This is a genomic window from Pseudomonas sp. GL-RE-26, assembly GCF_019956275.1.
Taxonomy (GTDB): domain Bacteria; phylum Pseudomonadota; class Gammaproteobacteria; order Pseudomonadales; family Pseudomonadaceae; genus Aquipseudomonas; species Aquipseudomonas grandcourensis.
In genome coordinates this window covers 1-17,817 of sequence record NZ_JAHBDI010000049.1, presented here as the reverse complement: position 1 = coordinate 17,817, position 17,817 = coordinate 1, and the positions used below count along the sequence as shown (strand labels likewise).

17 protein-coding genes are annotated in these 17,817 nt (G+C 61.1%); 7 read left to right on the top strand and 10 right to left on the bottom strand.

Translation table 11 applies throughout. From position 1 onward, the window contains the following. On the bottom strand, positions 1–529 hold a 529-nt coding region (locus KGB07_RS23670; protein ID WP_317850413.1), incomplete at its 3' end, for an Orn/Lys/Arg decarboxylase N-terminal domain-containing protein. Between the two features lie 428 nt (positions 530–957). Here KGB07_RS23670 and KGB07_RS23665 point away from each other — a divergent pair. Beyond that, on the top strand, positions 958–1,740 hold the full coding sequence (locus tag KGB07_RS23665) for a DeoR/GlpR family DNA-binding transcription regulator (RefSeq protein ID WP_046044033.1): 783 nt from the start codon (positions 958–960) through the stop codon (positions 1,738–1,740). A 213-nt stretch (positions 1,741–1,953) separates the two neighbouring features. On the opposite strand, the gene KGB07_RS23660 is transcribed toward KGB07_RS23665, so the two are convergent. The 7 genes from KGB07_RS23660 to KGB07_RS23630 form a co-directional block, all read right to left on the bottom strand. Next, positions 1,954–3,237 (bottom strand): NAD(P)/FAD-dependent oxidoreductase, encoded by a 1,284-nt coding sequence (locus KGB07_RS23660; protein WP_223466711.1) that lies wholly within the window; start codon positions 3,235–3,237, stop codon positions 1,954–1,956. A 410-nt stretch (positions 3,238–3,647) separates the two neighbouring features. Beyond that, entirely contained in the window at positions 3,648–5,006 is a 1,359-nt protein-coding gene (gene chrA / locus KGB07_RS23655; RefSeq protein WP_223466710.1) for a chromate efflux transporter, read from the bottom strand. 44 nt (positions 5,007–5,050) lie between these two features. Next, positions 5,051–5,539 (bottom strand): molybdopterin synthase catalytic subunit MoaE, encoded by a 489-nt coding sequence (gene moaE / locus KGB07_RS23650; protein WP_223466709.1) that lies wholly within the window; start codon positions 5,537–5,539, stop codon positions 5,051–5,053. 3 nt (positions 5,540–5,542) lie between these two features. Further along, positions 5,543–5,794, bottom strand: a complete 252-nt coding sequence (gene moaD / locus KGB07_RS23645) for a molybdopterin converting factor subunit 1 (RefSeq protein WP_223466708.1) — start codon at positions 5,792–5,794, stop codon at positions 5,543–5,545. Further along, positions 5,791–6,297: a cyclic pyranopterin monophosphate synthase MoaC gene (gene moaC / locus KGB07_RS23640; RefSeq protein ID WP_223466707.1), complete on the bottom strand. Its 507-nt coding sequence runs from the start codon at positions 6,295–6,297 to the stop codon at positions 5,791–5,793. Before moaC ends, moaD begins: the two co-directional genes overlap by 4 nt. Before the next feature lie 43 nt (positions 6,298–6,340). Continuing rightward, positions 6,341–7,168, bottom strand: a complete 828-nt coding sequence (fdhD, locus tag KGB07_RS23635) for a formate dehydrogenase accessory sulfurtransferase FdhD (protein WP_223466706.1) — start codon at positions 7,166–7,168, stop codon at positions 6,341–6,343. Positions 7,169–7,314: 146 nt separating this feature from the next. Then, on the bottom strand, positions 7,315–8,205 hold the full coding sequence (locus KGB07_RS23630; protein ID WP_046044025.1) for a LysR family transcriptional regulator: 891 nt from the start codon (positions 8,203–8,205) through the stop codon (positions 7,315–7,317). A 286-nt stretch (positions 8,206–8,491) separates the two neighbouring features. Between KGB07_RS23630 and moaB the strand changes: the two genes are divergently transcribed. Together moaB and glp are read left to right on the top strand one after the other, a co-directional pair. After that, a complete protein-coding gene (moaB, locus tag KGB07_RS23625; protein WP_007976036.1) occupies positions 8,492–9,031 on the top strand; it encodes a molybdenum cofactor biosynthesis protein B in 540 nt (179 codons plus the stop codon). Next, the gene (gene glp, locus KGB07_RS23620) at positions 9,028–10,233 is read left to right on the top strand and encodes a gephyrin-like molybdotransferase Glp (RefSeq protein ID WP_223466704.1); all 1,206 of its coding nucleotides are present in this window, start codon (positions 9,028–9,030) and stop codon (positions 10,231–10,233) included. The genes moaB and glp overlap by 4 nt, the downstream gene beginning before the upstream one ends. A gap of 121 nt (positions 10,234–10,354) precedes the next feature. Here the strand turns inward: glp and KGB07_RS23615 are convergent, their stop codons facing one another. Continuing rightward, positions 10,355–11,254 carry a bestrophin family protein gene (locus KGB07_RS23615; RefSeq protein ID WP_046037405.1) on the bottom strand — a complete coding sequence of 300 codons (900 nt, stop codon included), beginning with the start codon at positions 11,252–11,254 and terminating at the stop codon, positions 10,355–10,357. Positions 11,255–11,259: 5 nt separating this feature from the next. Further along, the gene (gene moaA, locus KGB07_RS23610) at positions 11,260–12,258 is read right to left on the bottom strand and encodes a GTP 3',8-cyclase MoaA (protein WP_046037404.1); all 999 of its coding nucleotides are present in this window, start codon (positions 12,256–12,258) and stop codon (positions 11,260–11,262) included. 333 nt (positions 12,259–12,591) lie between these two features. Between moaA and KGB07_RS23605 the strand changes: the two genes are divergently transcribed. From KGB07_RS23605 to KGB07_RS23590, 4 genes are all read left to right on the top strand, one after another. Further along, the gene (locus KGB07_RS23605) at positions 12,592–14,916 is read left to right on the top strand and encodes an FdhF/YdeP family oxidoreductase (RefSeq protein WP_046037403.1); all 2,325 of its coding nucleotides are present in this window, start codon (positions 12,592–12,594) and stop codon (positions 14,914–14,916) included. Between the two features lie 121 nt (positions 14,917–15,037). Beyond that, a complete protein-coding gene (locus KGB07_RS23600) occupies positions 15,038–16,459 on the top strand; it encodes a cytochrome ubiquinol oxidase subunit I (RefSeq protein WP_223466702.1) in 1,422 nt (473 codons plus the stop codon). 17 nt (positions 16,460–16,476) lie between these two features. After that, complete coding sequence (cydB, locus tag KGB07_RS23595) at positions 16,477–17,493, top strand: cytochrome d ubiquinol oxidase subunit II (RefSeq protein ID WP_223466699.1); 1,017 nt, start codon at positions 16,477–16,479, stop codon at positions 17,491–17,493. Next, positions 17,480–17,635: a DUF2474 domain-containing protein gene (locus tag KGB07_RS23590; RefSeq protein WP_082563029.1), complete on the top strand. Its 156-nt coding sequence runs from the start codon at positions 17,480–17,482 to the stop codon at positions 17,633–17,635. The genes cydB and KGB07_RS23590 overlap by 14 nt, the downstream gene beginning before the upstream one ends. Positions 17,636–17,817: the final 182 nt, after the last annotated feature.

The window sequence follows — 17,817 nt, the reverse complement described above, 5'->3', positions numbered from 1 at the left end:
GGTCGCCGAGCTTGACGTCGGCGTTGCACATGTCGGCGCGAAACAGCGTCTCGCCGAAGAAGTCGAAAAACTGCCGACCGGCCGGGTGCTTGCGAAAGAACTGGCCGCCCTGGTGACCGGGGCAGGCAAAGGTGGCGTTGGCCGCCTCGGTGTAATGTTTGAGCGCGTCGAAGAACGGCGGCAGCAGGCTTTCTTCATAGGCCTTGGCGGCGGTTTCCAGTTGGTTACCGTGGTATTCGACGTTGCTGGGCGACAGGTCGAAGATGCCGTTCACTTGCAGCAGCACGTCGTTGAGGTGTTTGTAGACTTCCCGGGGGTGGGTGCTGGTGCCGGGGGACGCCACCAGGAAGATCGGGATATCAAAACCGGTGCGCTGAATGACGTCGAGGGATCCGGCCAGCACATCATTGACCGACACCACGGCCACGGCGACGTCGGTGAAGTCGGTGTGACCGAGCGGGACCACCTCCCGGGCGTTCAGGAAACATGTGGATGCGCCTTCACTGGCGGCGATTTTCAGGGCTTTCATCGGTGGCGTCTCCTGGCGGGCACTCAATTGTCCGCAACTTTTTTAGAGATCAACTTCCGGGGGAGCCTTCCAGTTCCCGCTGATCGGAAATCGTGTCACCACTGGTTATAGAGCATATTCCTGATCTGTCAGGCTTTTTACCTCGACCTTGCACATCTTGACGCCCCGCGACCTGTCGGTCAGGTGTGCACCAGCGCAATGGTGAACGAGACCACGATCATGCAGGCAAAAGCAAAATTGATATTCATGAGGTTTCCATCCGAAACATGAGTGACGGCGCCATCTTGAACAGGTCACGGGAAAATAAAAAATTCGGCGTAATGATTTGAAAGATCGAAAAAAATGATACTTGGCCGGTTCGTTGTTTTTGCTCCGGGTTGCGGATACTCTCGTGTAACGCGCAACTACATGCATAAACGGGCAAAAACATGCACGACAACCATTCCGCTGCCGAACTTCCATCGGTACGCCGGCAAAAAATCCTGTTGATCCTCGAACGTGACGGCAAGGTCATGGCCTCGGAGTTGAGCCTGCATTTCGCGGTGTCCGAAGACACCATCCGCCGGGATCTGGCGGAGCTGGCCAGTGTCGGGCTGGTGCAGCGGGTGCACGGCGGGGCGTTGCCGCGGCCCAAAGACACCGGCAAGGACTATTTCACCCGGATCAGCGAAACCGATGAGGTGAAAACCCATCTGGCGCAATTGGCCGCGCAACGGGTGCAGGACGGTCAGATCGTGGTGTTCGATTCCGGCACCACCACCTTGCAGATCGCACGTTCGCTGCCGCTGGAGATCGCCATTACCGCGATCACCGCGTCGCCGATGACGGCCATCACCTTGTCCGAATACAAAGGCATCAAGGTGATTCTGGCGGGCGGCCAACTCAACCCGGCGACGATGTCGGCCGGCGGTCACGAAACCCTGCGGCTGCTCGCGGGCATCAAGGCCGACCTGCTGTTTACCGGGGTCTGCGCGATTCACCCGCAGGTGGGCTTGAGCTCATTGCATTTCGATGAAGTGCCGGTGAAACAGGCGATGCTCGACTGTGCCTCCCACGTGATTGCCGTCACCACGGCGGACAAGCTCGGTGCGGTGGAACCCTTTGTCGTCGCGCCTTGCAACCGCGTGCACACGCTGATCACCGAGCGGCATGTGGCGTCAGGCAATGTCGAGGACTACCGGGCGTTGGGGATTGAGGTGGTGCAGGCTTGAGTGGGTCTTTGTAGGAGCGAGCCTGCTCGCGATGGCGGTGTGACTGGCGCTGAATGTGTGTTGAATGGACTGGCATCTTCGCGAGCAGGCTCGCTCCTACAGGGATCGTTGTCGACCACAAATATCGGGGTCGGCAAACAACCCTTGTAGGAGCGAGCCTGCTCGCGAGAGGACAGCACAAACAACATCAATGCCGGATGTGCAGCCAATGGCTCAGCGCAATCGCTCAAGCATCTGGTAGTACCACATGCCGGCAGCAAGCATCGGGTTGCCGAGCAGGTCGCCCATGGGCACGCGGATGTGCTGGCAGGCGGCGAAGGTGTCGAACTGTTCCAGTTTTCCTGTGATCGCCCGGCCCATGATTTCGCCCATGATGTGGGTGGTGGCGATGCCGTGGCCGGAGTAGCCCTGGCAATACCAGACGTTGTCCGACAGCTTGCCCAGTTGCGGGATGCGGTTGATCACGATGCCCATCGCGCAACTCCACTGATAGTCGATGGCCACGCCTTTGAGCGCCGGGAAGGTCTGCTCGATGCACGGGCGCAACTCGGCGGCGATGTCGCGCGAATCCTTGCCGCTGTAGTTGGCGCCGCCACCGAACAACAGGCGACCGTCGGCGGTGAGGCGGTAGTAGTCGAGCACGAAACGGCAGTCGTAGACCGCCAGGTCTTCAGGGTTGATCTGTCTTGCCAGATCGCCCAGTGGCTCGGTGGTGACGATGCCGCCCATGGCCGGGAAAATCTTGCCCTTGAGCTTGCCCGGTTCCAGTTTGTGGTAGACGTCGCCGGCCAGCAGCACCTGGTTGGCGTCGATCTGTCCGTGGGCGGTGCGTACGCCAGGCGTGTCTCCATGGATGATCTCCAGCACTTCGCTGTTCTCGAAGATCAACGCACCGAGGCTTTCGGCTGCGCGAGCCTCGCCGATGCACAGGTTCAACGGATGCAGGTGCATGTTGCGGGTGTTCTTGATCGCGCCGTGGTAGAGGTTGCTTTGCAGCAGGTCGCGCACCTGGCTGCGGTCGAGCAGGCTGACCTCGTCGCCCATGCCACGGTGCACCGCCTCTTCGTAATCCTTGCGCAAGCCGACCATGTGCGCGGGTTTGTACGCGGCGTGCAGGTGGCCGTGCTTGAGGTCGCAGGCGATGCCGTACTTTTCCACGCGCTGCTGGATGATCTGGTGCCCGCGCCAGCGCAGGTTCCAGATGAAATCGTCGACGTCATCACCGATGGTACGGCGCATCTGTTTGCGCATGGCCTCGTCGCCCGACAGGCTGCCGGTGACCTGGCCGCCGTTGCGCCCGGTGGCGCCCCAGCCGATCTTGTGGCTTTCGACGATGGCGACCTTCAGGCCTTTTTCCGCCAGCTCGACGGCGGTGGCCACGCCGGTGAAACCGCCGCCGATGATCACCACGTCAACCCGGTGCCGGCCTTGCAGCGTCGGGTAATCGGTGTCCTGGTTGAGGGTGGCGGTGTAGTAGGAATTGCAACGTTGAGTCATGTCGGTGTCCAGGCAAATTTGGGAGAACCCAATGCCGGTCAGTCGAAGTGCGCAACCTGTGGGAGCGAGCAAGCTCGCTCCCACAGGGATTGCATACGCTGAGCAAACGCTGGGATAGCGAAGGAGGGGGCTCGCCGATCAGGCGGGCAGGACGCTATCCGGCGGACGTGCGGAGTGACGCAATTTGGAGCGGCGCAGGGCCATGGGCAGGTTGACGATGCGCTTCATGCAATGCCGTCCACGGCCAGCAGCGATGTGGCCTGGATCGAAATGTTCAGCAGGTGCTGTTCTGACGGCAAAGTACGCATGGCGCAGGTTTCCGGCGGCGGAAATCGTCGGTGGCGAGTAGAACAAGCCATCCGGGGATGGCTGGATACTAGGGAGGATTGCGGCGCGTGTAAATGTTTGATTCAGAACATCAGGTGCACACCGAGGCCGATCAACCCGCAGCCGATCAAAACCTCGATCACTCCGCGTTTGAAACGAAGCAATGCAACGCCCGCCACCATCGCGATCAGCAGCGAAGGCCAGTCCAGTTGTCCTTCGAAGCCTTTGGGCCAAAGCACGTGGTAGCCAAAGAAACACGCCAGATTGAGAATCACGCCCACCACGGCGGCGGTAATGGCCGTCAGCGGCGCGGTGAACTTGAGTTCGTTGTGCGTCGATTCCACCAATGGCCCGCCAGCGAGGATGAACAGGAACGAAGGCAGGAAGGTGAACCAGGTCACCAGCGTGGCGGCCACGGCACCGGCGACAAACGCTTGATCCGGCCCGAAGATCTGTAGCACGTAGCCGCCGATGAACCCGACGAAGGCGACGACCATGATCAACGGGCCGGGCGTGGTTTCACCGAGCGCCAGGCCGTCGATCATCTGCGTCGGCGTCAGCCATGCGTAGTGACCGACCGCGCCCTGGTAGACATACGGCAGCACCGCGTAAGCGCCGCCAAAGGTCAGCAGCGCGGCCTTGGTGAAGAACCAGGCCATCTGCGTCAGCGTGCCTTCCCAGCCGAACAGTGCGGTGAGCATGGCCATGGGCAGCGTCCACAAGATCGCACCGATAATGGCCAGGCGCGCCAGTTTCCAGCCACTGAACCGGGCGTGTTCGGGGGTTGGGGTGTCATCGTCGATCACGGCCGGGCCGAAGGACTTTTTCGCCGCGCTGTGGCCACCGGCCCTGAATTTTTCCGGTGCCAGGCGTCCGCCGAAAAAGCCGATGACCGCTGCGCCGAGCACGATCAGCGGAAACGGCATATTGAGCACGAAGATGGCCACGAAGGACGCGGCGGCGATGCCCCATAACCAGCCGTTCTTCAACGCCCGCGAGCCGATCCGGTGAGCCGCCTGCACCACGATTGCCGTGACTGCGGGCTTGATCCCGTAGAACAATCCGGCGACCACGGGCACTTCGCCAAAGGCGATGTACACCCAGGACAGTGCAATCAGGATGAACAGCGACGGCAACACAAACAGCACGCCAGCGATCACACCGCCCCAGGTCCGGTGCATCAGCCAGCCGATGTAGGTTGCCAACTGCTGAGCCTCAGGCCCGGGCAGCAACATGCAATAGTTGAGGGCATGCAGAAAGCGCCGCTCGGAGATCCAGCGCCGGCGCTCGACCAGCTCCTGATGCATGATCGAAATCTGCCCCGCCGGCCCGCCGAAACTGATGAAGCCAAGCTTGAGCCAGAACAGGAAGGCTTCGTGCAGGCTGATGGACCGGGGCTGTGGCACATCCTGTTGGGTGATCGGGGAGGGTGTGGGGCTCAAGCGAAAGTTCCTTGTGCAGAAAAGCGTTGAGCCAATGACTGTAGCTACGCCGGTGCGCGTTGCATAGCCACCTGATGCTGCGTTTCTGCCCAGCGCTCGACGGCTGAGCGGTCGCTGTCACGGGCATCGACCCAGCGTGCGCCACTCGCCACGTCTTCGCGTTTCCAGAACGGCGCGTCGGTTTTCAGGTAATCCATGATGAACGCACAGGCCTCGAAAGCGGCTTGACGATGGGGGCTGCTGACGCCGACAAACACGATCGGCTCGCTGATCGACAAGGGGCCGATCCGGTGCACGATCTCCACGGCCCGGAGTGGCCATCGAGCCCTGGCGTTGTCGATGATTGTTTGCAGCGAACGTTCGGTCATGCCCGGGTAGTGCTCCAGAAACATCCCGGTGACCGCCTCTCCCTGATTGATGTCGCGCACATAGCCGACGAAGTTGACCACGGCACCCACCCCCGGATTGTTCGCCTGCAGGCTGTCGATCAGCAGGCCGATGTCGAACAATTCACGCTGGACCCGAACTGTCATGCCTCAACCCCCAGTGACCGGTGGAAAAAAGGCGATCTCGTCATAGTCCTCGATCACCCGGTCCGTATGGCACAGCTCCTGGTTCAGTGCACACATCAGGTTGTTTTCACCGAGCACATGGCTCCACAGTTCACCGCGAGCCATCAGCAATCGACGCACGTCCTCGATGGTCTTGAGGCTGTCGGTCAGGGGCAGTTTTTCACCGCCCAGGTTGAGCTGTTCGCGGTAACGGGCGAAGTAATTGATCAGGATCATTGTGCGTCCTCGAACTTGAAATGACCGGAGCGGCCACCTTGTTTACTGAGCAGCCGGATGTCGTCGATGACCATGCCGCGGTCCACTGCCTTGCACATGTCGTAGAGGGTCAACGCCGCCACGCTGACGGCGGTCAGGGCCTCAAGTTCGACCCCGGTCTGGCCCTCTACGCGGCAGGTGCCGACGATTTTCACGCTGTCCGGCGTGCAGGCCTTGAGTTCGACATGGATCGAACTGAGCAGCAGGGTGTGGCACAGCGGGATCAGCTCATGGGTTTTCTTCGCCGCCATGATTCCGGCGATCCGCGCCACGGCAAATACATCGCCCTTGGGGTGGCCGTCGCTTTGAATCAGTTTCAGGGTTTCCGGGCGCATCCGCACCCAGGCCTGGGCCTGTGCTTCGCGCTGCGTCGGGGCTTTTTCGCTGACATCGACCATGTTGGCGCGACCCTGGTTGTCCAGGTGGGTCAGGCCATCGGGGGATGCATCTGCAATGTCTGTCATGGGAGGTTCCTGCGCTTGCCAGCGCGGTGATCGGGTGAAGGCATCATGCCGGGCTGTAAATGCGTGGTGCGTTGCGGTGGGGGACGTGAATCAGGTTGAGGCGATGTTTGATTGCCCACAGCACGGTCAGAGCACTGGGCGCCGACAGACTGACCAGCGTGCCGAGCCTGGCCCTGACGGCCTTGTGGATCAGTTCCAGGCTGCAACGGCTGGTAACGACCGTGAAGCCGCAACGGCTGTCGATACCGGCGTGTTGCAGGGCCCCGATCAGCTTGTCCAGCGCGTTGTGGCGGCCAATGTCTTCGCGGCAGATCAGCGCGTTGCCTTCGCTGTCGAAGTACAGCGCTGCGTGCAGCGCGCCGCTACTGCGGGCCATTTGTTGGGCCTGTTCGATGCGGTTGCGGATGTCGATGAAATGCTCGGCGGGCGGCAGCGCAACCGGATCGAGAATCTCCAGTTTCGGCAGGGCCTGCTCCAAGGCTTCCACACCGCACAGTCCGCAGCCACTGGTGCCCGCCATTTGCCGGCGATGGTTCTTTAGCGCCCAGAATGCGCGGCTGGAGATCTGCACGTCTGCTTGAACGGCCTGGTCGAAGTGGGTGAGTCGCAGGTCGTAGATTTCGCTCTGGTGCGCAACGATGTCGTTGCTGACGCTGAAACCGCGGATGAAATCTTCGAGGTTGCCCGGCGACACCATCATCACGGCCTGACTCAAACCGTTGTAGGTGATTGCCAGGGCAATCTCTGATGCCAGCGCCGCCTGACAAACTGACGCGGCATTGTCGTACTCGCGAAAGTTCACACTCAGCGGTTTTGGCGCGGGGGCGTTAGTGTCGCTTCGAGCATCGGCTTGTTCAACTTGGCACAACATGAAAAGAACCTCGAAGCGCTGAATTAAGTTCAGGCTACGGGTAACTTTTCAACGCGTCCAATCGCTTGTTCCGATGTGCCGATTGGTGATGTCTATCAAGCCGGGCAAACATGTCCGGTTCGGTTTTATATAAAGCCGAAACTTGATCAGTGGGTCCGGCTGAGTAACGTTCGTGCTTCGGCGAAACACTTCTCGGCAATCGCCGAACGTGGCTCGGTCTTGCGCATCACCAGGCCCAGGGGCGCGAGCACGCTGGCATCCGGCAATTCGATGAACGACAGGTGTTCGATGGGCTCTTCCAGGCCACTGTCCAGCGGCATGATCGCGCAGCAGAAACCTTCGTGAATCGCCTGCAGCAACTGGTAGGTCGAATCGCTTTCGAGGATCGGCTGCGGGTCCAGTCCGCGGCTGCGAAAGCTCAGGTCGATGGATTTGCGGTAGTGCATGCCGTTGCTGAGCATCCCCAGCGGCAGTTCGGCGGCGTCCTCCCAGCTCATTTGCGTGCCGTCGAAATGGAAGTGACGGTTGTCGTACAGTAGGCCGACGCGGGTCTCGCCGATCTCGAAACACTCGAAATAGCTCGGGTTGACGTGATCGAGGTAGCACACGCCCAGGTCCAGCTGATTGTTGCCAAGGCCCTCGATGATCTGGTCGGAACTCAAGGACGACAGGCTGTACTTGAGCTCGGGAAAGCTGCGGGACAGGCCCTGGATGCAGGTGACCGGGTTGAAGCTGCTCAGCGGCACCAGCCCCAGGCGCAAGTTACCGACGAGCTGGCCCCGGCACGCGGCGGCCTCGGCGAAGAGCCCGTCGTGGGCGGCCAGCAGGGTCCTGGCCCACGCCAGTACTCGTTCGCCGGCCTCGGTAAAACCCTCGAAGCGCTGGCCCCTGGTGACCAGCACCAGGTCCAGTTCATCCTCCAGGTTGCGCAGGCGCATCGACAGCGTGGGCTGGGTGATGTGGCAGCGCGCGGCCGCCTGGCCGAAGTGGCGGGTCTGCTCCAGGGCGATCAGGAACTTGAGTTGTTTGATGTCCATGACGGCACCTGCTGGCGGGGGAGTGAAGGGGTAAGTATTGACTCAGGTGCGCAAGACACAAGGCGAGGCAGGAATCGTGAGGTGCGGACGATCTCATTGTCTTTGATGTGCGTCCAATCACTGCTATCTAAGGGGTTATCGACGGGCTCTATCATTGATGGTGTTTCTGCTATTTTTATATTGATAGATCGGCTCGATAGTCTGGTTGGTTAGAGTGATTAGACACGGCTTTATTTATCGAATTAGTCTTCGGAAGTCATTTAAATTATATCTGCCGGAGAACTCCATGAGCGTCAAACCGGATGCATTGTTTATACCCCTGAATATTGCCGTGCTGACCGTTAGCGATACCCGTGAATATGCCAATGACACCTCCGGCCAATTACTCGTCAGCCGTTTGCTGGAAGCCGGCCACACCCTCAGCGAGCGCAACCTGCTCAAGGACGACCTGTACAAGATCCGCGCGCAGGTGGCGAACTGGATTGCCGACGACGGCATCCAGGTGGTGCTGATCACCGGCGGCACCGGCTTCACCGGCCGCGACAGCACACCCGAGGCAGTGGCCTGTTTGCTGGATAAGCAGATCGATGGCTTCGGTGAGCTGTTCCGGGCGATTTCGATCCTCGACATCGGCACCTCCACGGTGCAGAGCCGGGCACTGGCCGGGCTGGCCAATGGCACGCTGGTCTGCTGCCTGCCGGGCTCCACGGGTGCCTGCCGCACCGCCTGGGAAGGCATCCTTGCCGAGCAACTCGACGCGCGCCACCGGCCGTGCAATTTCGTACCGCACCTCAAGCCGGTGCAAGCCTGCGGGACGCGGGGATGAGCACTTCACCGCTGATGTCGGTAGAGCAAGCCATCGACCGGCTGCTGACCATGGCCGAGGCGCAGTGGATTGAAGACAGTGAAGCGGTGCCTCTGAGTGCCGCCAGGCAACGGGTGATGGCCACTGACCTGGTGGCGAGCCTCGATCTGCCGCCGTGGCCGAACAGCGCCATGGACGGCTATGCCCTGAATGTCGACGGTTGGGGCGGGGTACCGCTGAGCGTGTCGCAGCAGGTATTTGCCGGTCACGCCCCCGAAGCCCTGGCACCCGGAACCTGCGCGCGGATTTTCACCGGCGCACCGGTTCCGCAGGGTGCCAACTGCGTGGAGATGCAGGAGAACACCGAGGTGCTGGATGACGGACGTATCCGCTTCATACAGCCCCTGAGCGCGGGCAGCAACATCCGACCGCAAGGCCAGGAGAACCGCGTCGGCGATGTGCTGCTGCGCGCCGGCAAGCGCCTCGGCCCGTTCGAATTGGCGGTCGCGGCGGCGCAGGGCTGCACTCATGTGCAGGTCGTGCGGCGACCACGGGTGGCGTTGTTGTCCACCGGCGATGAACTGGTCGAGCCGGGCACGCCACTCAAGCCCGGCAGCATCTACAACAGCAACCGAACCTTGTTGAGCCATTGGTTGAGTGCGTTGGGTTGCGAGGTCATCGATGCCGGCATTCTCCCCGATGAGCCACGGCAGACTCGGCTCAAGCTCGAACAGCTGCAACACACGGCGGACCTGATGCTCAGCACGGGCGGCGTGTCCGCCGGTGACGCCGACTGCCTCGGCCAGGTGCTGCGCGAGTGCGGCAAGCCGTTGCTGTGGAAACTCTCGATCAAACCCGGCAAGCCATTGACCGTGGGCCACTTCGGCCGCGTGCCGGTGATTGGCCTGCCGGGCAATCCGACATCGGCGCTGGTCACTTTCGGCCTGTTGGCGCGGGTTTACCTGTTGCGGATTCAGGGTGTCGAAGACGTCGAGCCTTTGAGCTTTCCGGTGAGTGTCGGTTTTACCTGGCCCAAACCCGGAAGCCGCCGCGAGTACCTGCGGGTGAAACTCGAAGCCGGTCACGCGGTGCTCTATCCGAACCAGAGCTCAGGCGTTTTGTTGGGGGCATCCTGGGCCGATGGGCTGGTTGAGGTGCCGGAAGGCTGCACCCTGGAAATGGGCGACATGGCGCGGTTCATACCCTTCAGCGAGCTGTTCTGACACCGCCCCTGTGGGAGCGAGCCTGCTCGCGAAGAGGCCGGCATATCCAACAGATATGTTGGCAGACAGACCGCTATCGCGAGCAGGCTCGCTCCTACAGGTTTTGCGTTTGTCCTGAATATCAGTTCAACACAAAATCCACCGGCTCCAGCTGTGGCGGCAACTCCGTCACGCCCAGCGCCGCCAGCACATCGCGCTCGATGTTGCGCACGATGGCGTCGGTGGGCAGGTCGTTTTCGTCGCGGCCGAACGGGTCTTCCAGTTCGTCGGCAATCGCATCCAGGCCGAAAAAGGTGTAGCTGACAATCGCGGTGAAAATCGGTGTCAGCCAGCCCAGGGGTTCGGCCATGGCAAACGGCAAGAGGATGCAGAACAGGTAGATGGTGCGGTGCAGCAACAGGGTGTAGGGGAAGGGGAGCGGGGTGTTCTTGATCCGTTCACAGACGGCCTGGGCATGGGTCAGGCTGGCGAGATGGTTGGCCATGAGCGTGTAGCGCCAGTCGTTGATCGCCCCGGACTCGTTGAGTGTCGAGCACTGCTGACCGACCTGCATCAGGATCTGCCCGCTGATGTCCGTGGAGTTGCCCTTGGGCATCGGGTGCAGCCAGTCGCCACTGGCGGCCATTTCGTTTTCCTGGCGCAGGCGCGCGTTGAGGGCATGGGCGAAGCCGCAGAGGTTGCTGAGGATCGTGTGGCGTTCAGCCGTGTCCTTGATCACCAGGGTTTCACGAATCATCGAGCGGACTTCCACAATCACATCGCCCCAGGCCTTGCGCGCTTCATACCAGCGGTCGTAGCAGGCGTTGTTGCGAAAGCTCATGAAGATCGACAACGACAAACCCAGCAGCGTGAAGGGCGTGGCACTGACCTTGGAAAAGTAACTGGGGTGCAGGGTTTCGATGAGTACGATGGCCGAGGCGAGCAGCGTCACCATCAGGCTGCGCCAGGCGATGCGTTTGGCAATCGAACCCTTGAGGGACGTCAGCACGCCGATCAGGTTGGGTTTGGGTCTCACGATCATGGGTTTCAGCCGCCCGTCATGTTCATGAAGCGAACAACCTGAACATCGTCGTTCACTTCGAAGTTGTGTCGATAAGGCTTGAGTTTCATCGCCTCGATAATGGCTTTTTCCAGGCGTTCGGGCTGTCCGGGATGGCTGCGCAAGACAGCCTTGAGATCCACTGAGTGCTCATTGCCCAGGCACAGCAGCAGACGTCCTTCCACGGTCAGCCGCACCCGATTGCAGGTGCCGCAAAAGTTGTGGCTGTGGGGCGAGATGAACCCCAGGCGAATCTGCGGCGCCTCGGCCAGGCGCCAGTAGCGCGACGGACCCTGGGTCGACTCGGCGGAATCAATCAAAGTGTAGCGTTCGGCGATGCGTTCGCGGACCTGGCTGCTTGCGAAAAACGATTCGGCGCGGCTGTGTTCATCGATGGTGCCCAACGGCATTTCTTCGATGAAGGAGATGTCGAGGTTACGGTCGATGGCGAAGCTCACCAGATCATTGATCTCATGGTCGTTGCGGCCCTTCATCACCACGCAATTGAGCTTGGTGTTGCGAAATCCGGCCTGGTTGGCGGCGTCGATGCCCTTGATCACCTGCGCCAGGTCACCGGTGCGGGTCAGTTCGCGAAAACGTTGCGGGTCCAGGCAATCGAGGCTGATGTTGAGGCGCTTGACCCCGGCATCGAACAACGGCTCGGCCAGTCTGGCCAGCTGCGAACCGTTGGTGGTCATGCACAGTTCACGCAGGCCGGGCAGGGCGGCGATCTTCTCGCACAGTTGCACCACGCCCGGACGGATCAACGGCTCGCCCCCGGTCAGGCGGATCTTGCGGGTGCCCAGCGCCACGAAGCTTTCGGCAATCTGGTAAATCTCTTCCAGAGTCAGCACCCGTTGGCGCGGCAGAAACTGCATGTCCTCGGCCATGCAATATACGCAACGGAAATCGCAGCGGTCGGTGACCGACATCCGCAGATAGTCCACGCGCCGGGAGAAGCCATCGATCAAGACTCGTTCTGACATGACACCCTCGCTTGGCGCTTTTTTGTATGAAGTTTCCGTCACTGACGGACTTGTTGAGCGCAGGCTAAGAGCAACTTCAACGGGCGTCCAATCACTATTGATGACCGGCTGATCGAGCGGATCTATGATGAACTTTTTTTCGTGATTAAAAGAACTTTGATTGATTTTAAGTCATTGAAAATAAAGGTAAAAAAGCCGTGATAGAGCGTTTCGATAATGTGGTCATAAATAGCGATTAGACAATAATTAAACGACATTCATATGCTTTCTCCGCAAATCGAACAATGACCTGAATCAGGTCGAAGCCTGTGTGCATTGTCACGGAGAAGTACCATGTCTCAAGTCGACCGCTACAAACCCTATAAAGGTGCCGCCGCTGGTTGGGGTGCGCTGATCGCTGTTACCAAAAACTGGCTGGGCAGTGAAAACGCGCTGAAGAACATTCGCGCCATGCTCAAGACCAACCAGAATGGCGGGTTCGACTGCCCCGGTTGCGCCTGGGGCGAGTCGCCGGAAAACGGCATGGTCAAGTTCTGCGAGAACGGCGCCAAGGCGGTTAACTGGGAAGCCACGGGGCGTTTGGTCGACCCGGCCTTCTTCAACAAATACAGCGTCTCGGCGCTGGCCGAGCAGAGCGATTACTGGCTGGAGTATCAGGGCCGCCTGACCCACCCGATGCGTTATGACGCGGCCACCGACCGTTACGTGGAAACCACCTGGGACGAAGCGTTCGCGACGATTGCCCGGCACCTCAATGCGCTGGAATCGCCGGATCAGGCCGAGTTCTACACCTCGGGCCGGGCCAGCAACGAGGCCGCCTATCTCTATCAACTGTTCGTCCGGGCCTACGGCACCAACAACTTCCCGGACTGCTCGAACATGTGCCACGAAGCCAGCGCGGTGAGCATGATCGAAAGCCTTGGCGTGGGCAAAGGCACCGTGGTGTTTGACGACCTGGAACATGCCGACGCGATCTTCGTCATCGGCCAGAACCCCGGCACCAACCACCCGCGGATGCTTGAACCCTTGCGCGAAGCGGTCAAGCGCGGTGCGCAGGTGATCTGCATCAACCCGCTCAAGGAGCGTGGTCTGGAGCGCTTCCAGCATCCACAGCACCCGATCGAAATGCTGCTGAACGGCTCCGAGCCCACCAACACCGCGTACTTCCGCCCGGCACTGGGCGGTGACATGGCGGTCATGCGCGGCATGGTCAAGTTCCTGTTGCAGTGGGAGCGCGAAGCTCAGGTCAGCGGCGGCGAGCCGGTGTTCGACCATGCGTTCATCGCCGAACACACCTCGGGAATGGGTACCTACCTGGGCGAAGTCGACGCCACCAGTTGGGAGCACATCGAGCAGCAGTCGGGCATGACTCTGGCTGACATCGAACTCGCCGCCCGCATGTACGCCCGGTCCAAGCGGGTGATCATGTGCTGGGCGATGGGCCTGACCCAGCACACGCATTCGGTGCCGACGCTGCAGGAAGTCATCAACCTGATGCTGCTGCGCGGCAACGTTGGCCGTCCCGGCGCGGGGCTGTCGCCGGTGCGCGGTCACAGTAACGTGCAGGGCGACCGCACCATGGGCATCAACGAACTGGCGCCTGCGGATTTGCTCGATGCCCTGGAAAAACGCTTCTCCTTCAAGCCGCCGCGCGAGCATGGTCACAACACCGTGATGGCGATCGGCGCGATGGAGCAGGGACGTTCGAAAGTGTTTATCGCCCTGGGCGGCAACTTCGCCCAGGCCACCCCCGACACGCCGCGCACCCACGCCGCGTTGCGCAAATGCGACCTCACCGTGCACATCGCCACCAAGCTCAACCGCAGCCATCTGGTCACCGGCCGTGAAGCGCTGATCCTGCCGTGCCTGGGTCGCACCGACATCGACATTCAGGCCGAAGGGCCGCAAGGCGTGACCGTGGAAGACACCTTCAGCATGATCCATATCTCCCACGGGCAACTGAAGCCGAAGTCAAAACACCTGCGCTCGGAGCCTGCGATCATTGCCGGCATCGCCGCCGCGACCCTGGGCAAGCACCCGATCGACTGGAACTGGGCCATCGGCGACTACGGCCGCATCCGCAACATGATTGCCGACACCATTCCCGGCTTCGAGGATTTCAACCGGCGCTTGCTGCATCCGGGCGGTTTCCACATGCCCAATGATGCGGCCAAGCGCATCTGGAAAACCGCCAGCGGCAAGGCTCAGTTCACTCCGAGCGTGTTGCCGGAGCACCTGATCAGCGAGGGCGTGCGCAACCTGGCGGTCAAGCCGCACCTGATCCTGCAGACCATGCGCTCCCACGATCAGTACAACACCACGCTGTACGGCCTGGATGACCGCTATCGCGGGGTGTACGGCATGCGCGACGTAGTGTTCGCCAACGAGCAGGACATTCGCCGGCTGGGCTTTGAACCTGGGCAGAAGGTCGACCTGGTGGCGCTGTGGGACGACGAACGCGAGCGTCGGGTCAGCGGTTTCACCCTGATCGCCTACGACATTCCTGCCGGTCAGGCGGCGGCGTACTACCCCGAGACCAACCCGCTGGTGCCGCTGGAAAGTTACGGTGACCGCACCTTCACCCCGACTTCCAAGTTCATCGCCATCCGGCTGGAACAGGCGAAGGCCAGCAACCTGATTTCGACTTCCGCCGCCTGACACCGGGGGCGGCCCGATGCCGCTCGCGTAACCCTTTCGACTTGTGTTGGCTGCAGGCCCCCCGGCCTGACGGTGGTCCGGCCGTGTGCCGCCGTTTTTCAGCCGCGATGAGGATATCGACATGTTTAACCTGGAGGCACTGGACCTGGCGCGCATGCAATTCGCGTTCACGGTTTCGTTCCACATCATCTTCCCTGCCATCACCATCGGACTGGCCAGTTTCCTGGCGGTGCTCGAAGGGCTTTGGCTGAAGACCCACAACGACACCTACCGCGATCTCTACCATTTCTGGTCGAAGATCTTCGCCGTCAACTTCGGCATGGGCGTGGTCTCGGGGCTGGTCATGGCCTACGAGTTCGGCACCAACTGGAGCCGCTTCTCCGATTTCGCCGGCAGCATCACCGGGCCCTTGCTGACCTATGAAGTGCTCACGGCGTTCTTCCTCGAGGCCGGTTTCCTCGGGGTCATGCTGTTCGGCTGGAACCGGGTAGGGCGCGGCTTGCACTTCTTCTCGACGGTCATGGTCGCTATCGGCACGCTTATTTCGACCTTCTGGATTCTCGCCTCCAACAGCTGGATGCAAACGCCCCAGGGCTTCGAGATCGTCGACGGTCGGGTGATGCCGCTGGACTGGCTGGCCATCGTGTTCAACCCGTCGTTCCCGTACCGCCTTGCGCACATGGCGATTGCCGCGTTCGTGGCCACCGCCTTCTTTGTCGGCTCGTCGGCGGCGTGGCACCTGCTGCGCGGCAACGACACCAAACAGGTGCGCAAGATGCTGTCGATGGCGTTGTGGATGGCCTTGATCGTCGCGCCGATCCAGGCGGTGGTCGGTGACGCCCACGGCTTGAACACCCTGGAACATCAACCGGCGAAGATCGCGGCCATCGAAGGGCACTGGGAAAACAACGGCAATGAAGCGACGCCGCTGGTGCTGTTCGGCATCCCCGACATGCAGGCCGAGAAGACCAAATATGCCATCGAGATTCCGTACCTGGGCAGCCTGATCCTGACCCACAGCCTCGACAAGCAGATCCCGGCGCTCAAAAGCTTCCCGAAAGAGGACCGGCCGAATGCGACGGTGGTCTTCTGGAGTTTCCGCGTCATGGCCGGGCTGGGCATGTTGATGGTGCTGGCTGGCGTGCTCGGCCTGGCCCTGCGCCGCAGCGGCGCCATCTACCGCAATCGCTGGTTCCTGCGCCTGATGTTGTGGATGGGGCCAAGTGGCCTGATCGCCATGCTGGCCGGGTGGATCACCACCGAAGTCGGGCGCCAGCCGTGGGTGGTGTATGGCCTGCTGCGCACCACCGATGCCGCGTCGAATCACAGTGTCGCGCAGTTGAGCATCTCGCTGGCGCTGTTCGTGGTGATCTATTTCTCGGTGTTCACGGTGGGCATCGGCTACATGATGAAACTGGTCGGCAAAGGGCCGCAGCCGCATCACGGGCATGCCGTCGACGGGCATTCCGATCAGGTCATCACACCGCGCCGGCCGCTGTCCGCCGACGCTGAAATCCTCGAAACCGACGCCCGCGTCAATTGAAGGAAGGGAGTTGAGTCATGGGTATTCAAGGTATCGATTTATCGCTGATCTGGGGCGTGATCATCGCCTTCGGCGTGATGATGTACGTGATCATGGACGGCTTCGACCTGGGGTTGGGCATTCTGTTTCCGCTGATCCCGGATGCGAAGGAGCGCGATGTGATGATGAACACCGTGGCACCGGTCTGGGACGGCAACGAGACCTGGCTGGTGCTGGGCGGCGCGGCGCTGTATGGCGCATTCCCGCTGGCCTATTCGGTGATTCTGGAGGCGTTGTACCTGCCGCTGATCCTGATGTTGTGCGGCTTGATCTTCCGCGGTGTGGCGTTCGAGTTCCGTTTCAAGGCCAGCCCTGAAAAGCGGCATGTCTGGGACATGGCGTTCATCGGCGGTTCGCTGCTGGCGACCTTCTCCCAGGGCGTGGTGATTGGTACTTACATTGCCGGCATCCCGGTGGTCGACCGCCAGTTCGCCGGTGGTTCGCTGGACTGGCTGGCACCGTTTCCGTTGTTCTGCGGAGTCGGTCTGATCGTCGCTTATGCGCTGCTCGGCAGCACCTGGTTGCTGGTCAAGACCGAAGGCATGCTCGAATCGCGCATGCGCCTGTTCACCCGGCCCCTGGCCTGGCTGCTGTTGGCGGTAATCGGCGTGATCTGCGTGTGGACGCCGATCCTGCATCCGGAAATCGCCACCCGCTGGTTCGCCCATGCGCACCTGGCGGTGTTCGGTGGCCTGGCGGTGCTGGCCCTGCTGGCGATGTTCGGCTTGCTCAAGACCCTGCGCCAACGCCACACCCATTGGCCGTTCGCCTTCACCCTGATGCTGGTGTTCCTGGGCTACATCGGCCTGGCATTCAGCATCTGGCCGAACATCGTGCCGCCGTCAATCAGCCTGTGGGCAGCGGCGTCACCGCCGACCAGCCAGCTGTTCATCCTGATCGGCGCGCTGTTCATCCTGCCGATCATCCTGATGTACACGGTCTGGAGCTACTACGTGTTCCGCGGCAAAGTGAGGATTGGCGATGGCTACCATTGATACGAATCAAACGGCACCCGCGCGCTGGTACAAGCGCCTGGGATGGCTGGTGGTGATCTGGCTGGGCAGCGTGGTTGCCTTGGGTGTGGTGGCGGGGGCGTTGCGGATGTTGATGCATGCGGCCGGGATGAGTAGCCACTGAGGTTCGCTGCGAAAAATGAAACCCGGAGCCGAGGGTGTAATTAGTTTTGTGTAAACGGTCATTTGGCAGGAGACTGCCTACCCCAAGGAAATCCAATGACCGAGCCAAAATCCAAGCGCGCCAAACGAGTCAAACCTGATCCTGAACTGGTTAAATTGGCCGACAGCCTGCTGAGCAATTAC

Coding starts and splice junctions, on each gene's coding strand:
- KGB07_RS23605 (WP_046037403.1), top strand. CDS start 12,592: ATGTCTCAAGTCGACCGCTACAAACCCTATAAAGGTGCCGCCGCTGGT.
- KGB07_RS23665 (WP_046044033.1), top strand. CDS start 958: ATGCACGACAACCATTCCGCTGCCGAACTTCCATCGGTACGCCGGCAA.
- KGB07_RS23600 (WP_223466702.1), top strand. CDS start 15,038: ATGTTTAACCTGGAGGCACTGGACCTGGCGCGCATGCAATTCGCGTTC.
- KGB07_RS23590 (WP_082563029.1), top strand. CDS start 17,480: ATGGCTACCATTGATACGAATCAAACGGCACCCGCGCGCTGGTACAAG.
- cydB (WP_223466699.1), top strand. CDS start 16,477: ATGGGTATTCAAGGTATCGATTTATCGCTGATCTGGGGCGTGATCATC.
- KGB07_RS23615 (WP_046037405.1), bottom strand. CDS start 11,254: ATGATCGTGAGACCCAAACCCAACCTGATCGGCGTGCTGACGTCCCTC.
- moaB (WP_007976036.1), top strand. CDS start 8,492: ATGAGCGTCAAACCGGATGCATTGTTTATACCCCTGAATATTGCCGTG.
- moaA (WP_046037404.1), bottom strand. CDS start 12,258: ATGTCAGAACGAGTCTTGATCGATGGCTTCTCCCGGCGCGTGGACTAT.
- glp (WP_223466704.1), top strand. CDS start 9,028: ATGAGCACTTCACCGCTGATGTCGGTAGAGCAAGCCATCGACCGGCTG.
- fdhD (WP_223466706.1), bottom strand. CDS start 7,168: ATGTTGTGCCAAGTTGAACAAGCCGATGCTCGAAGCGACACTAACGCC.
- KGB07_RS23630 (WP_046044025.1), bottom strand. CDS start 8,205: ATGGACATCAAACAACTCAAGTTCCTGATCGCCCTGGAGCAGACCCGC.
- KGB07_RS23660 (WP_223466711.1), bottom strand. CDS start 3,237: ATGACTCAACGTTGCAATTCCTACTACACCGCCACCCTCAACCAGGAC.
- moaD (WP_223466708.1), bottom strand. CDS start 5,794: ATGATCCTGATCAATTACTTCGCCCGTTACCGCGAACAGCTCAACCTG.
- moaC (WP_223466707.1), bottom strand. CDS start 6,297: ATGACAGACATTGCAGATGCATCCCCCGATGGCCTGACCCACCTGGAC.
- moaE (WP_223466709.1), bottom strand. CDS start 5,539: ATGACAGTTCGGGTCCAGCGTGAATTGTTCGACATCGGCCTGCTGATC.